Consider the following 13,661-nt stretch of genomic DNA (forward strand, 5'->3'; position numbering starts at 1 on the left):
GCGTTTGAGCCAGTCGTCGAGGACATCAAAGATGCCTCTTTCGGTCTGGGCGCGTCCGACTGCGATTGTCATAAAAACCTCACGGTAGGTATGTGGGAAACTCAGTGGCTTTAGCCCTGAGAGGAAAACGACTCGTGGGAATTTATTCCCCTTGGTCTTAAAATTTGGTGCAGCGACCGCCTTGGGATTACTAGGTTCGGTGTGCTTTTGTATTGCACTTTCAACGGGACAATTGCCGCTCAAACTTTTCACCCTGTACGCATCGCTACGAAAGTTGCTACCAAAGTAGCCTCCCTTGCGGGGTAATGTTAGCTTCGCCAATGTTATAAGAGCTTTTTAGACCTGCAACACTGTTCCAGTGACTTTAGAACTGTTTAATTGCAGATGACAGAGCAGAGAACTAGCTTCGCATTCCCAGGTGTCGTGACTCAAATAACGTAGTCAGTTAAGACTTAGGCTGGTCAGTACAGCTTGCTTGATTTCTCTTACAAGCTCAGTCCCTTTAGGGCTGAGTTACTGACTACGCAAATCTCCAAATGGATATAATTACAACGGATCTGTGTCTAGTCCGATTCTCCAAATGTTACCTCTGCTACGCAGAAAACAAATTGGATTATGAACAGAGTTTACTTTTCTTTACCGTATTGACGATTATAGAGGTAATTCTTTACAAGAGCAAGTATTTCTTAAAAAACTTCCGGATCTTGACTTGTCGTAAGTCCCCGAAGTCCCCGAAGCCCTCGAAGTCCCCGAAGTCTTTGCCCTGCATTGGGGAAATTCTAATATATAGGAGTCTCTGCGCTTTGCGTCAGAAGCCCGGTGGCTTCGTAGATATATCGCCCTCAACCTCTGATTTTTCTAAGAAACTGGGTTTCCGTGGGTAAGTCCTATATATATACTGAGGATAGAGCTCCCGATTTAGGTTTTTAAGACTATATGTTCAGCATTGACATCATTGTGAAGAACACGCCCGTATCGCTGTCGGTGCAGCGGAAGTTGCAGGAGGACGCTGAGACTGTTTACCAGCAAATTTTAGAGGCGATTGGCAACTCCCAACCGCAAATTTTGGAACTCACTTGCGAGAAAAATCCTGAGAAAAAGGTGGCTGTGCTCAGCAGCGAGATTTCTGGGGTGGTGGTTTCTCAGAAATCGGGGGCATCATCTACAGGCAGATCCCCGGGTTTTGTCTCGATGTCGGCAGCAGAATGACGGCTGGGGGTGTTGGTGCCGATATGAACCAGTCAGCCGTTGCTGTGCGAGATTTGTGTTTTTGCTGGCCGTCGGGCGATCGAGTTTTGCAAGGTTGCTCTCTCGATGTACCGAAGGGCGAGTTTTGGATGCTTTTGGGCACTAACGGCAGCGGCAAGTCTACGCTGTTGAGGCTGATGGCTGGGCTGCTGCACCCCCAGTCGGGAGAAATTGACTTGGGCGGGCGGGTGGGTTTTGTGTTCCAAAACCCGGATCACCAATTGGTGATGCCGACGGTGGGTGCGGATGTGGCTTTTGGTTTGGTGGAGGAAAAGCTTTCTAACCTTCAGGTGCGGGCGAGGGTGGCGGAGGCTTTGGAGGCTGTGAATTTGCTGGATTTGCAGCGGCGGCCGATTTATGCTTTGAGTGGGGGCCAGAAGCAGCGAATTGCTCTTGCTGGGGCGATCGCCCGTCACTGTGAAATTCTGCTGTTGGATGAACCGACGGCTTTGTTAGATCCTGATTCTCAGTTGGATTTGGTGGCGGCGGTGCAGCGGTTGGTGAAGAATCGCGGGATTACGGCTTTGTGGGTGACTCACCGTTTGGATGAGTTGAATTATTGTGATGGGGCTTTTTTGTTGGAAAAGGGCCAAGTTGTCGATCGGGGAGATCCGGCGCGTTTGAAACAGCGGTTGATGCAAAGCCAAGATGTTTAGCGATCGAGCAATTTGAGTCACAGTCGCGGCCGGGGCGGGTTTATCTGAATTTCTCACTTGTGTTGTAGATTAGGGTGAACCCGCCCCTACAGTATTTGTGATAATTAACCGGATTAATCTATCTAAATTCATCGCAATCCTCGATCGCGCAACCAAGCATCTGCCCAAATTGTATCGGCTTCTGACAGCGGTGGTATGACTTCCCAGTTGCGATAATCTATCTTCATGTCGTAACTTGCTATGTCGTAAATTTGAGTGAATATTTCCTGCAAATTGATGATAGGTTCGGTATCGCCCGCTCGCAGCGGCAAAGGAAAGGCTGGCAGCGGGTTTTGTAAGTTAAAAGCATACAAATCGGCGAAAGGGCGGTGATTTCCCGGACAAACTAAAATCCGATATTGGCTATCAATATTGTTCTCAATAATGGGCATTTTTTGCCCGAGCTGCAATAAATCAATTTCCACTAAATTAGTCCGGCTTCCTAAAATTTCCTCTCGCTTTTCTGCGTAAATTTTACGTCCTTTTCCGGCGCGTTTGTTCGCAGGTGATAGGATTTCAATAACTGTTATTAATTCTTTTGTTTCTCTTTCCCTAATTTCTAAATATCCTTCCCGCCTTGGGAAAGGCACGGGAAGAGTTACTTTTATTGGCTGGGTTGGCAGTCTTGTAACTTCTGGGTTTGATATTGTTGCGTCTGGAATGCTAATTAGCAGAGTATCGTCATCAGGAGTTTCATAGATTCTTACTTTTACATCAACTAAATATTTAGGACGCAGTTGAGGAGATAAAAATCTAGCAATTTGATTGATTAACAAGTGATGTATTCCCGGCCAGAGTTCGGGATGTTCTAAATATGGGTCAATACCGGGGAAGGGAGATGGCATTGATGTGACTCCTTGACTCAAATCTATTTCTAGTTTAACAAGACTTTTTGGGAACAATTAGGTCGATCGCACATCTTGCATTTATTGCAACAGTCCGCCGGGGGTTTAAACCCCCGTCTCATAGCTAAAGTCGTCTGAAGACGACTAAAAAAGCAATAAATCTCAACTGAAATCTTTTTTTTAATCCTTTTTTTTCAGTCCACAAAGCGTGGACTTTCGCTATGAGGCAGGGGTTTAAACCCCTGCCGGAATGTGACAACAAACGCCAGATATCAGTTCGATCGCTTTAACGTTCGATCGGCAATTGCATCGGAATTGGCACGCTGGTTTCATTTACCGACACCGCATTTACGAACACAATTGTATGCGGGACTGCGGGCATTAAGCGGCGCAGTGCATTTAGGTAAGATTCGGCATCGGGACGGCGGGCGAAACGGGCGACTGTTAACCGCTGACAGTTGGGCAGGTGGCGAATTAGATGCCAAGGTTGAAGTCGATCGCGATATGTCGGTTGTTTTGGTATCATAGGAAAATCCTTCCCACTTTTGTGGGTGGTGAATGAAAGGCGATCGCTCTAGATTTCTCAGGTCCGAGGGCGATCGCTTATTTGATAATCACAAGCTTATGATACGTTCGTATCAACTGTCAAGTGCAAGATGGGTCTAATTCGATTGCGGGTTCGAGAACTAGCGGAAGAGAAGGGTTGGACGTTGAAAGAAGTTTCTGAGCGATCGGGCATTCCTTACAGTACGGTTAGAAGCTATGCCCATTCTCCCAAACTGGCAACTGTAGATTATACGGCTCTAAACAAAATGGCTCGCGTGTTTGATATTGCGATCGAAGACTTAGTTGAGATTTTGGAAGAGTAGACTGATTTATCGTTGGGAATATGGGACGAATTAGGCTGCGAGTTCGAGAATTTGCTCAAGAGAAGGGTTGGAATCTGACAGAAGTCTCCAAAAGAACAGGTATTCCATATACCACGATCATTACCTATGCCAATTCTCCAGGCATGGCTACCGTTGACTACACAGCTTTGGACAAGATGGCCCGTGCGTTCGATATTGCGATCGAAGATTTGGTTGAGATTTTGGAACAATAAACTGATTAGTTCGCGATCGCACGGGTGGTCAGAAACCGGGTTTTTTCCTTGAATACTTCGTTACAGCCGGCAGATTCAGTAAAAACCCGGTTTCTCTGGCGCAGCGCACAAGTCCCGATCGCACTCAATATATGCGTCCAAACGTTGACTCTACGAACAGAAATTATTATCTTTGAGAGAGCTACGGGATTGTTTTGAAGCCATTGCGCCCGAATTAATCCGATTTCCCTCTCTCGATACTGATGTTCTCAGAAGCAAAGTCGAGAACTTCATCGAGCGTTTTGAAGGTAATCAAGAGGAGAGGAAATCATGAGTCTCAATGAGTTACCCGGAGCAGAGTTAATCCTGCCTGGACTCGACGATCTTCACAAGGGTAAAACAAATACCGTTGGGTCATTGTTAGTTGCGATCGCAGCAACGCGCTTAACCGAAGCAGGCTTAGATGTTCCCAAGGATCGTCTAGTCCCAGAACCAGAGCTGACCTTGTATGGTCGTCTTCAAGATGAACGGGACGATGCTTATCTTTACTACAATGCTTTGCTCAATAGCCTCAATAGCTTTTGCAATGCACTGGAACTCAGTTATAAATATCAGCCATCTAACAATCCCAATGCACCGGGACAAAATTAAGAGATCGGTAAGTTGCCCAGGGTATATGTGTCCAGTGATTGGACACATTATTAGATTAGGAATGATGATTCAGAATTACCTTTTCTGACGCACCCTACCGCTTTGGTGTGATGTGTAATTCCCGATCGCATTAATTCGATCGCCCATTCTAGAAATCGCCAAAATCTTCAATTCCGGCACGAATTGCCAAAAGTGCGATCGGCGTTGCTAATCTTGAACTCAAGCCGCTAGTCGATGTTAAAAATTGGGCGATCGCACTTATCAGAGCCTCAATTTCTTTTTCTAAGTTTTCCTGCAACTTCTGTTCGACTTCTAATTCAATTTTTGCTCTAAGTTTTTGCTCAATTTCCCGTTCTAATTTTAGGCGTAATTTATCCTCCTGTGCTTTTTCCCGTTGTTGTTGTTTTTCGCGATCGATTTCAACTCTTTTCTTAATTGCTTCCTCAGCGATGCGAATATTTTCGGCAATTGGCATACCATCTCCAGTCACTAAAGGAGGCATTTCTTGGTATTTCAGACTCGGATGATGAAATAATGCCCGGATAGCTTCCATATCATCCCGGTGTGTTAGCACGTATTTCCTGAGTTCAGGAACTGTCATTTCATTAAAATTAGGTTTCATCTAAAAAACTCCAGTTGCCCGATCGGAAGACCATAATTTGCAATTCGTCGCTTACGAAAATGTAAACTTCGCGACTTTCTGGGTCAAAGCGGAATAGCTGAATATCCTTATAGTAGTTAGAGAACATCTGGCAGACGCGCAGACAGGCTTGGGCTTGTTCGTCAGTGGGATTAATCGTTCGTTCCTCAATTGTGACACAAACTTTAGAATATAATAAAACTCTTGCATAGGAACCCAGAAACCGGGTTTTTTCGAGAATACTTCCTTAGAGTGCAAAGACTCGGTAAAAACCCGGTTTCTTTGTCGGAGTGCATAAGTCCATGTGAAATAGTGGGTTATGCAACCTCTTCTAACTCAGGAACATATTCGGCTTCATAGTTTTCGATTAAGACACCAATAACTTCCATCATCGAAGCAAGGGGATGATTTTCGTTCTCGCCCACTCGATCGATCAGGTTATCTAGTAGTTCGACTAAACGCTTGTATTCCTGTTCCGTGTGAGGGACAAAAACCGTTTTAGTAAGAGATGACCAAGCAGAAATTGTTTGTTCTAGATTAAGACTTTGCATTATTCTTTCCACCTCTTTTCATCGTATTCTGCGTGAGTTAATACCGCCCGAATTTAGACTTTCTTCCGATTGTAATGAATACCCGCAATCAGTCGAACTTTATTCCCTCCTATGTTGAAGACAGTCAATTTCCCTACTCGATCGGCAGATGGAAATATTTCGCGAAGTTCAACGAAGGTCGCAAATTCATTTTGTGTGACGAGTTTGTACCACTGAAGCAAGGCATTTTGTATATCTGGCTGGATGAAGTTTGGCAAAATCATTCAGCCTTTTGCGGGTAATCACGTGCATATTAATTTGCTCATGCCTCCTCCTCTTTAATTCTTGGCGTTTTACTCATGATGAGATATACGTTTTGTGTAATTCCAATTTAATTTTAGCATAATGATTAGAGGTAACTTGCGATTTTTCGTTGGGTGGGGGCGGGTTTTTGAGATTGTCTATCTGTGTCATAAATGGTTGGAAAAACCCGCCCCTACAGGTCGATCGAGGATGTGCGATATCTCAGATTTTACGGTTGATTCCCTACCTCATCTCATAACCAAACAAATTTGGATCGACTTCTCCCAAATTCAAATCAGCCAAACCATACTCAGCCCAACGCCTTTCTACCATCGCCGCCACATCCGGATCGGACTCCAAAACTTCCCCCCATTCGTGATCGGTTTCCGGCGGCATCTTCGTAGTAGCATCAATCCCCATTCTGCCTCCCAAACCAATCTTTTCACTCGCAAAATCTAACGTATCAAAAGGCGTATTTGGCAGAATAAATACATCCCGAACCGGATCGACTTTAGAACTAATTGCCCACACCACTTGACGCGGGTCGCGAATGTTGATACTTTTATCGACAACAATCACAAACTTAGTGTAAGTAAACTGCGGTAATGCACTCCAAAATGCTAAAGCAGCCCGGCGCGCTTGACCGGGATATGCTTTATCAATGGAGATAATTGCGGCTTTGTAACTCAGCGCTTCCATCGGTAAAAAGAAATCGACAATTTCCGATACTTGCTGCCGCAAAATAGGGGTATAAATACGGTTAAGCGCGATCGCCATCATTGCTTCTTCTTTCGGCGGCCGCCCGCTAAATGTGGTCAGATAAATCGGGTCTTTGCGGTGCGTCATGCAGTGGAACCGCACCAACGGCGAATCTTCCACGCCGCCGTAATAACCCATGTGATCGCCGAAGGGCCCGTCGGGCAGAACTTCACCGGGGGTAATCGTTCCTTCTAACACGATTTCCGAGTCCGCCGGTACTTCCAAATCTACGGTTTTGCACTTCGCCAATTGCACGCCGGAACCGCCGTAAAGTCCCGCAAATAACCATTCCGATAAATCTACAGGAATTGGGGTTGCTGCGGCGAGAATAATCAGGGGATCGACTCCAAGGGCGATCGCAACTTCCAACTTTTTACCAGCCTGCGCCGCTTTCCGCAAGTGCCGCGCCCCGCCCCGGACAGATAACCAGTGTACAGTCATCGTGTTTTTTGACTGCAACTGCAACCGATAAACCCCCACATTCGGCGTACCGGTTTCGCAATCTTTGGTAATTACCAAACCTAGGGTGATAATTTTGCCCGCATCTCCCGGATAAGGGCGAATCATCGGGATTTTGTTCAAATCCAGCCCTTCTCCCTCAATTACCACTTGCTGACAAGCTGGGAAGAAGTCGCGGCCTGGTTTGGCTTTTACTACGTCGAACAGGACTTTGCCGAATTCTATGGCTTGGGATATCTTTTTCGGCGGTTTTGGCTGTTGCAGCATTCCCAGTTTTTTGCCGAGCTCTTCTAGTTCGATCGGCTTTTCCATGTTCATCGCCCAGCAAACCCGCTGTTCCGTACCCAACAGGTTAATCGCGACGGGGAATTCGGCCCCTTTGACGTTTTCAAACAGCAGTCCGGGGCCGCCTTTTTGCAGCATTTGGTTGGAAATTTCGGCAATTTCGAGGTCGGAATCGACTAAGGCGCTAATCCGGCGCAGTTGTCCCCGTTCTTCTAGCAGTTTTAGGAATCCCCGCAAGTCTCTAGCCATTTTTTTTAAGAATTGTTAACGTTCTTTTGTTATTATGGGGCGATCGACTGCCACAAGTTAAGCTGCGATTGTCAGTTAATGAAAAATCCCCGACGCTCCCCCGATCGATTTCACAACAGCCGTCGTTCCCGGCGCCGGCAGTTTTATCCGTCCCAAGTTAGCCGCCAAAAATTGTTTGAGTCTTTGCCTCCGTCTAACAGCGGCTGCGGGGAAAGTACGATCGCCCCAGTAACAAGCGCAGAGTGCGATCGGGGAATTGCGATTTTATTGCTAGATGCAGAAAACTTGAAACTAGACATTAATACGGAAAAGTTTTTAGCCAGTCTGTGCAGCTATCCCCTGCAAGTTAAGATTGCTTTTGCTAACTGGAAAAACCCGATCGCGGGCAAGCTGGATACTGAACTGTACGATCGCGGTTACGAACTAATTCACGCTCCGGGCGGTGCTAACAGTGCTGATGGTAAGATGATTGCCTTTGGGGCTGCTATTTTATACAGATATCCTGCCGTTAGACAAGTTTTTGTTTGTTCTTCTGATGGTTTGTTAAATCACCTCTGCAATCAATTGCAAAATCATGGATTGACTGTCTTTCGGGTGCGCCGTCAAAATGCTGTCTTGTCTGTAGAAAATCGTCTGACTGGGGAGAGCAAGCACTATTCTTGCAAAGAGGAAGCAGAAATTCCGAGTTTTGAAGATTTGGCCAATCAAATTGCCGATTTGTTGAAGGCTGAACACAAGTCTATCGAGGATCGAATAGCTCGGTTTTCTAGTTTAGTTGAGCTTTTTCAAGAGCGCCGCACTCTCGCATTGGATTTTACAAGTTCTAACGCAGCAGCACTGTTGCAGTCAGCGGGAAAGGAAGTTACCCCGGCGGCGAAAGAACCTTTACCTCCTCTTGTTGTCACTCAAAATATTGAACTCCAGAAGTTTGCAGAAACCTTACCTGCTAATGCAATTGCCATTGATTCGCTGGATGATTTAGAAAAAATACTTTTACAAATGATTGAGGCGGCGATAGTTGAGTATAAAGAGGATGCTATTTCTGTGATAAAAATTAAGAAATTGTTTTTAAAGAAATATCGGTGTCATGCCGATGTAATTGTAAAACATTTTTTGTCTAATTACAGTTTAATAAAATTTTTGCAGTCTCGACATTCCGTTTTTCAAGTGACTTTGATCGGGGGCGAACATCAAGTGGCAATTAGGTCAAAAATTGAAATTTCAGAAGAAGGGTAAAGAGTATTAAGTGGCGATTCCGTGCAGGATACCTTGGCTTAACGCACTTCCCTATGTTTTTTATAAATACGACTTAATCTAAAGTTAACCAAAATTTAAAACAAGATCGTTGTTTATGCTGCCATTTTTTAATAATTAAAAGCTTAATCTACCGTTAACCATAATTTAAAACAAGCTTATTCTTTACTATGTCTTTTGTTAGGGATTTCAGTCTATCCTAGGTCGTAGATTTAGAAAGCCGGCTATTAAGGGAGAGGAGGAGTATGAATTTTTTCACAGGACGTTGGCGACGTAGTTTTATAGTGACACTAGCAGCAGCAGCATTTTCGCTGACTTTGATTAGTTCCGCTGTAGCTGCCATTACACTAAACGGTTCGGGAGCCACTTTTCCGAAACCTTTGTACGATCGCTACTTCTCTCAGATGAGAAGTGCAAATCAAATTACTGTAAACTACGAAGCAACTGGCAGTGGTGCTGGCATCAAAGCATTAATTGCAGGGACTGTGGATTTCGCAGGTAGCGACGCGCCGCTGACTCCTGCACAAATAGCTCAGGTAAAGCGGGGTGTCATTGCTGTTCCCACTGCTGGTGGGGCTGTTGCAGTTATTTACAATTTGCCTGGGGTAAACAATCTACGGTTGAGCTCCGATGCGATGAAAGGCATCTTTGAAGGTAAAATTACTCGCTGGAATGATGCGAAAATAGCGGGAATTGCTGGACAAGCTAAAAATTTGCCAAATACTGCGATTCGAGTAGCTGTACGGGCAGATGGTAGCGGTACTACATTTATTTTTGCTAATCACTTGCAGGCGATCGGCAGCAGCATCAAAGGTGCCACTCAACCGAGTTGGCCCGGAAGCCCTGTCAGCGGTCAAGGAAACGCTGGTGTAGCAGGTTTGGTCAGACAAACGGCCGGTGCAATTGGCTACGTTCAAGATACTTACGCTCGGCAAAACAAGCTTCAGACAGCATTTATTCAAAATAAAGCTGGCCGGTTTGTAGATGCTAACTTGGCAGAAGCAGAGAAAGCTTTTGTAGGGGAAACATTCCCACCAAACTTCTTCTTAGTAGAAGGAAATCCTAACGACGGTTATCCGATTGTTGGCTTGACTTGGCTGTTAATCTACAAAGAGTATCCTGCGGCAAAAGCAGATGCTATTAAAAAGATGGTTAATTGGGTAATGACTACAGGCCAAGGTATCAACAAACAGCTAGAGTTTACTTCAATTCCTTCGGCTACAGCTCAAAAGGTAATTCAAACAGTAAATCAGAGTGTGCTTGCCAAAGGTTGATTTAGTCGATTGCACGTGGTTATGAGTTGACGAGTTAAATGTATGACTCAAAGCTCATAAATTATCAGGTTAATGTGCGCTAAATTTACTGTGTAAGGTGCGCGCTGCGCACCCTACAAACCAGGTGCGCAGCCATTAGAATTACTTGTTTTCCCAGCAACTATTTCAGTTTTTACGCAATAATTCCGGTATGACCAATCCTTCAAAGAAACCGAAAAAATCAACTCGCAAACCGGCTGAAATAAACACAGAAGTAGACTTGACAGATACTTCGGGCGAAGGTTTATGGATCGAGTCAGGATTTACACTGTTTGTATGGGCTTTTGCCATCGGGACAGCGGGTACGCTGTTCTGGATGAGCGCGATCATTTTTAAAGACGCTTGGCCTGCTATTCAAAAGTTTGGACTCTCATTTTTGTGGAATCCCAAGTGGGATATTGGCGAGTTGCAGTTTGGGGCTTTGCCGTTTATTTACGGTACTGTGATTAGTTCTGCGATCGGCATAATCATCGCAATTCCTCTAGGACTTTCCGTGGCTATAGTTACTAGCGAGAACTTTTTGCCAGCTTGGGTGCGATCGCCCTTGGGATTCATGGTTGAATTAATCTCAGCCATTCCCAGCGTCATAGTTGGACTTTGGGGAATCTTTGTTCTCATTCCATTTCTGCTACCTTTACAGCAATCACTATTTAACAATTTCAGTTGGTTTCCCCTGTTCAGCAGCGAACCCTTGGGGCCAGGAATGTTGCCCGCTGGGATACTCTTATCAATTATGATATTGCCAACAGTAGCCGCCATCAGCCGCGACGTATTGCTGTCAGTTCCAGTAGATTTGCGAAGTGCTTCCATGTCCCTCGGTGCCACCCGTTGGGAAACAATATTTAAGCTGCTACTACCAGCAGCAAGTTCAGGAATTATCGGAGCAACAATCTTGGCATTGGGACGCGCTTTAGGTGAAACAATGGCAGTCACAATGGTAATTGGCAACTCAATTCAAATCAACAAATCTCTTCTAGCTCCAGCCTACTCAATTCCCGCTGTTTTGGCAAGTCAATTTCGGGAAGCTCAAGAACCGCTACACATCGGCTCTTTAATGTATTTAGCGCTAATTCTATTTGTCATCACCCTATTGGTGAACGCAGTCGCAGTATTGTTGGTTCAGCTAATCGGTGTCAAGGGAGCCAAGAATTAAACATGATTCAAGCACAAAAATCCAACAGTATCGAGGATGCAGAAATCTACAACCCCCTGTCCCTAGGCAGAAACTTTTTTAGCCAAGGAATGACAGTTATCGCCTTTGGCTTTACAGCTTTGGCTCTGCTGCCTCTGTTCGCTATTTTGTACAAAATTTTGGGGGAAGGATTAACACATTTGAGCTGGGAAGTTTTAGTTTCTCTGCCCGCACCCGTCGGAGTTGAAGACCAGGCAAACGGCTTTGCTAATGCGATTCTTGGCACAGCATTAATGGTAGGAATTGCTACGTTATTTAGCGTACCAATCGGCGTAATGACGGGAATATTTTTGTCAGAGTTTGGTAGAGAAAATAAAGCGATCGCAAATATCATCCGCTTTATCACCGTCATTCTCAGCAGCGTTCCCTCGATCGTTGTCGGTGTTTTTACCTACGCTTTAATTGTCATTACCACCAAAGTATTTTCAGGATTAGCTGGGGGTATCGCTCTGGGTATCATTATGCTTCCCGTTGTCGCGCTGACAACAGAACAAGCATTAAAGCTAGTCCCTACTTCTTACCGCCTCGCTTCGGGAGGTTTGGGAGCCGGACGCTTTCAAACTATCTTTAAGATTATAATTCCCTCCGCACTCCCAACAATTACCACAGGCGTTTTGCTAGCAGCTTCCCGCGCCGCCGGTGAAACCGCACCGCTAATCGTAACTGCCTTGTCCAGCCAATTTTGGCCTCCTTTAATTGAAAAATTAGGAGAAATATCTCAGTCTCCGATTGGTGCAGAAACTATCTCGAAACTCCAAGAAATTCCCGGAACACTACTGACTCCGACTCCTTCTATGTCAGTATTAATATACAATTATGCCAGTTCTCCTTACAAAGAGCAGAATGAATTAGCCTGGACTGCTGCCTCAGTCCTTTTGGGAATAGTTTTGATTGCTAGCTTGGCATCCCGTGCGGTGACACGTAAACGCTTGCAAGATAGATAAATTACTCCCATTTTTTGCAGATGAGAATAAAAAGGAATGAGGGATAAATAGTTAACTATTTATCCCTCTCTCAAGGTCTAATACTAACACTAAAAAATCGAAAATTATGACACTTGAAAGTAACTTGAAAGCAGGCAAATATGACGAAAAATTGGTAGAAGATCGTGCTCAGGAAATCGACCCGAATGCGATGCCAGCATTGCGGGTTCAAGACTTGAGTTTCTACTACGGAACGCACAAAGTTCTGGAAAATTTGTCGATGAATATTCCTCACCCGCAAGTGACGGCGATTATCGGCCCTTCAGGTTGCGGCAAATCCACTTTTCTCAAAGCTCTCAACCGGATTGGTGAATTGGAGGGAAAAGTTCAAATTAAAGGAAGAGTTGAGTTTTTTGGACAGGATATTTACAGTCCGAAAGTCAATATTAATAGTTTGCGCCGCCAAATTGGGATGGTGTTTCAAAGACCGAATCCTTTTCCGCTGAGCATCTACGATAATATTGCTTACGGAGTCAGGATTTTCGGCCGCAAGAGCAAAGCCGAATTAGATGAAATTGTGGAATCTGCACTGAAAAGTGCGGCGCTTTGGGATGAAGTGAAAGACAATTTAAAGAAATCTGCCCAGGGCATTTCGGGGGGACAGCAGCAGCGACTTTGTATTGCTCGCGCTTTGGCTGTAAAGCCGAAAATTTTGCTGATGGATGAACCTTGTTCTGCTCTAGATCCGATTTCTACGATGAAGATTGAGGATTTGTTTCAGACTTTGCGGCAGGAGTTAACTGTTGTGATTGTCACGCACAATATGCAGCAGGCGGCTCGCGTTTCTGATTACACGGCATTTTTTAATACTGATGAAAGCCGCATCGGCCGCATGGTGGAATTCGGGCCGACAAGTCGGATTTTTACGTCTGCAAGCAATTCGAGTACGAGGGATTACATTCAAGGTCGTTTCGGTTAATACTTACATCTTGAACCTCTTTCAGAACAGGCAAGATGCCTGTTCCACAACAGACAAATATTTTTGTGGAGCTGGCATCTTGCCTGCTATAGTTATGTCTTCAGAACAGGCAAGATGCCTGTTCCACAACAGACAAATATTTTTGTGAATCTGGCATCTTGCCTGCTATAGTTATGTCTTCAGAACAGGCAAGATGCCTGTTCCACAACAGACAAATATTTTTGTGGAGCTGGCATCTTGCCTGCTATAGTTATG

General features: G+C 45.0%; 17 protein-coding genes. 10 read left to right on the forward strand and 7 right to left on the reverse strand.

Annotated features, from left to right (window positions below; all coding sequences use genetic code 11):
- Nucleotides 1-936 precede the first annotated feature (936 nt).
- Entirely contained in the window at nt 937-1,209 is a 273-nt protein-coding gene (locus tag QUB70_RS21365) for a hypothetical protein (RefSeq protein ID WP_332983291.1), read from the forward strand.
- The gene (locus QUB70_RS21370) at nt 1,206-1,904 is read left to right on the forward strand and encodes an energy-coupling factor ABC transporter ATP-binding protein (protein WP_332983293.1); all 699 of its coding nucleotides are present in this window, start codon (nt 1,206-1,208) and stop codon (nt 1,902-1,904) included. Before QUB70_RS21365 ends, QUB70_RS21370 begins: the two co-directional genes overlap by 4 nt.
- Nucleotides 1,905-2,032: 128 nt before the next feature.
- Here the strand turns inward: QUB70_RS21370 and QUB70_RS21375 are convergent, their stop codons facing one another.
- A complete protein-coding gene (locus tag QUB70_RS21375; protein ID WP_332983294.1) occupies nt 2,033-2,788 on the reverse strand; it encodes a DUF4058 family protein in 756 nt (251 codons plus the stop codon).
- Between the two features lie 286 nt (nt 2,789-3,074).
- Complete coding sequence (locus tag QUB70_RS21380) at nt 3,075-3,314, reverse strand: hypothetical protein (protein ID WP_332983296.1); 240 nt, start codon at nt 3,312-3,314, stop codon at nt 3,075-3,077.
- Nucleotides 3,315-3,444: 130 nt separating this feature from the next.
- Here QUB70_RS21380 and QUB70_RS21385 point away from each other — a divergent pair, with 130 nt between their 5' ends.
- The 3 genes from QUB70_RS21385 (at nt 3,445) to QUB70_RS21395 (ending at nt 4,520) form a co-directional block, all read left to right on the forward strand.
- Complete coding sequence (locus QUB70_RS21385; RefSeq protein WP_006635455.1) at nt 3,445-3,657, forward strand: helix-turn-helix domain-containing protein; 213 nt, start codon at nt 3,445-3,447, stop codon at nt 3,655-3,657.
- A gap of 20 nt (nt 3,658-3,677) precedes the next feature.
- Complete coding sequence (locus QUB70_RS21390; protein ID WP_096831645.1) at nt 3,678-3,890, forward strand: helix-turn-helix domain-containing protein; 213 nt, start codon at nt 3,678-3,680, stop codon at nt 3,888-3,890.
- A gap of 309 nt (nt 3,891-4,199) precedes the next feature.
- Complete coding sequence (locus QUB70_RS21395; RefSeq protein WP_332983297.1) at nt 4,200-4,520, forward strand: hypothetical protein; 321 nt, start codon at nt 4,200-4,202, stop codon at nt 4,518-4,520.
- A gap of 148 nt (nt 4,521-4,668) precedes the next feature.
- On the opposite strand, the gene QUB70_RS21400 is transcribed toward QUB70_RS21395, so the two are convergent.
- The 5 genes from QUB70_RS21400 to QUB70_RS21420 all read right to left on the reverse strand — a co-directional run bounded on the left by QUB70_RS21400 (nt 4,669) and on the right by QUB70_RS21420 (nt 7,745).
- A complete protein-coding gene (locus QUB70_RS21400; protein ID WP_332983299.1) occupies nt 4,669-5,142 on the reverse strand; it encodes a DUF6887 family protein in 474 nt (157 codons plus the stop codon).
- Nucleotides 5,132-5,401 carry a DUF6888 family protein gene (locus QUB70_RS32735; RefSeq protein WP_442927803.1) on the reverse strand — a complete coding sequence of 90 codons (270 nt, stop codon included), beginning with the start codon at nt 5,399-5,401 and terminating at the stop codon, nt 5,132-5,134. The genes QUB70_RS21400 and QUB70_RS32735 overlap by 11 nt, the downstream gene beginning before the upstream one ends.
- Nucleotides 5,402-5,477: 76 nt before the next feature.
- Entirely contained in the window at nt 5,478-5,711 is a 234-nt protein-coding gene (locus tag QUB70_RS21410; protein WP_332983302.1) for a hypothetical protein, read from the reverse strand.
- 53 nt (nt 5,712-5,764) lie between these two features.
- A complete protein-coding gene (locus QUB70_RS21415) occupies nt 5,765-5,974 on the reverse strand; it encodes a type II toxin-antitoxin system HigB family toxin (RefSeq protein WP_332983303.1) in 210 nt (69 codons plus the stop codon).
- A gap of 262 nt (nt 5,975-6,236) precedes the next feature.
- Entirely contained in the window at nt 6,237-7,745 is a 1,509-nt protein-coding gene (locus QUB70_RS21420; RefSeq protein WP_332983304.1) for a UbiD family decarboxylase, read from the reverse strand.
- Nucleotides 7,746-7,823: 78 nt separating this feature from the next.
- Between QUB70_RS21420 and QUB70_RS21425 the strand changes: the two genes are divergently transcribed.
- The 5 genes from QUB70_RS21425 (at nt 7,824) to pstB (ending at nt 13,406) form a co-directional block, all read left to right on the forward strand.
- Nucleotides 7,824-8,981 (forward strand): NYN domain-containing protein, encoded by a 1,158-nt coding sequence (locus QUB70_RS21425; RefSeq protein WP_332983305.1) that lies wholly within the window; start codon nt 7,824-7,826, stop codon nt 8,979-8,981.
- 263 nt (nt 8,982-9,244) lie between these two features.
- A complete protein-coding gene (gene pstS / locus QUB70_RS21430; protein WP_332983306.1) occupies nt 9,245-10,273 on the forward strand; it encodes a phosphate ABC transporter substrate-binding protein PstS in 1,029 nt (342 codons plus the stop codon).
- A 190-nt stretch (nt 10,274-10,463) separates the two neighbouring features.
- On the forward strand, nt 10,464-11,465 hold the full coding sequence (gene pstC, locus QUB70_RS21435) for a phosphate ABC transporter permease subunit PstC (protein WP_332983307.1): 1,002 nt from the start codon (nt 10,464-10,466) through the stop codon (nt 11,463-11,465).
- Between the two features lie 2 nt (nt 11,466-11,467).
- Entirely contained in the window at nt 11,468-12,448 is a 981-nt protein-coding gene (pstA, locus tag QUB70_RS21440) for a phosphate ABC transporter permease PstA (protein ID WP_332983308.1), read from the forward strand.
- Nucleotides 12,449-12,554: 106 nt separating this feature from the next.
- Nucleotides 12,555-13,406 (forward strand): phosphate ABC transporter ATP-binding protein PstB, encoded by an 852-nt coding sequence (gene pstB / locus QUB70_RS21445; protein WP_332983309.1) that lies wholly within the window; start codon nt 12,555-12,557, stop codon nt 13,404-13,406.
- Nucleotides 13,407-13,661: the final 255 nt, after the last annotated feature.

Source organism: Microcoleus sp. A003_D6 (assembly GCF_036702825.1).
GTDB lineage: Bacteria > Cyanobacteriota > Cyanobacteriia > Cyanobacteriales > Microcoleaceae > Microcoleus.

What these genes read in the sequence shown, in the direction of transcription:
- QUB70_RS21365 (WP_332983291.1), top strand. Translation starts at nt 937, where the DNA reads ATGTTCAGCATTGACATCATTGTGAAGAACACGCCCGTATCGCTGTCG.
- QUB70_RS21370 (WP_332983293.1), top strand. Translation starts at nt 1,206, where the DNA reads ATGACGGCTGGGGGTGTTGGTGCCGATATGAACCAGTCAGCCGTTGCT.
- QUB70_RS21375 (WP_332983294.1), bottom strand. Translation starts at nt 2,788, where the DNA reads ATGCCATCTCCCTTCCCCGGTATTGACCCATATTTAGAACATCCCGAA.
- QUB70_RS21380 (WP_332983296.1), bottom strand. Translation starts at nt 3,314, where the DNA reads ATGATACCAAAACAACCGACATATCGCGATCGACTTCAACCTTGGCAT.
- QUB70_RS21385 (WP_006635455.1), top strand. Translation starts at nt 3,445, where the DNA reads ATGGGTCTAATTCGATTGCGGGTTCGAGAACTAGCGGAAGAGAAGGGT.
- QUB70_RS21390 (WP_096831645.1), top strand. Translation starts at nt 3,678, where the DNA reads ATGGGACGAATTAGGCTGCGAGTTCGAGAATTTGCTCAAGAGAAGGGT.
- QUB70_RS21395 (WP_332983297.1), top strand. Translation starts at nt 4,200, where the DNA reads ATGAGTCTCAATGAGTTACCCGGAGCAGAGTTAATCCTGCCTGGACTC.
- QUB70_RS21400 (WP_332983299.1), bottom strand. Translation starts at nt 5,142, where the DNA reads ATGAAACCTAATTTTAATGAAATGACAGTTCCTGAACTCAGGAAATAC.
- QUB70_RS21410 (WP_332983302.1), bottom strand. Translation starts at nt 5,711, where the DNA reads ATGCAAAGTCTTAATCTAGAACAAACAATTTCTGCTTGGTCATCTCTT.
- QUB70_RS21415 (WP_332983303.1), bottom strand. Translation starts at nt 5,974, where the DNA reads ATGATTTTGCCAAACTTCATCCAGCCAGATATACAAAATGCCTTGCTT.
- QUB70_RS21420 (WP_332983304.1), bottom strand. Translation starts at nt 7,745, where the DNA reads ATGGCTAGAGACTTGCGGGGATTCCTAAAACTGCTAGAAGAACGGGGA.
- QUB70_RS21425 (WP_332983305.1), top strand. Translation starts at nt 7,824, where the DNA reads ATGAAAAATCCCCGACGCTCCCCCGATCGATTTCACAACAGCCGTCGT.
- pstS (WP_332983306.1), top strand. Translation starts at nt 9,245, where the DNA reads ATGAATTTTTTCACAGGACGTTGGCGACGTAGTTTTATAGTGACACTA.
- pstC (WP_332983307.1), top strand. Translation starts at nt 10,464, where the DNA reads ATGACCAATCCTTCAAAGAAACCGAAAAAATCAACTCGCAAACCGGCT.
- pstA (WP_332983308.1), top strand. Translation starts at nt 11,468, where the DNA reads ATGATTCAAGCACAAAAATCCAACAGTATCGAGGATGCAGAAATCTAC.
- pstB (WP_332983309.1), top strand. Translation starts at nt 12,555, where the DNA reads ATGACACTTGAAAGTAACTTGAAAGCAGGCAAATATGACGAAAAATTG.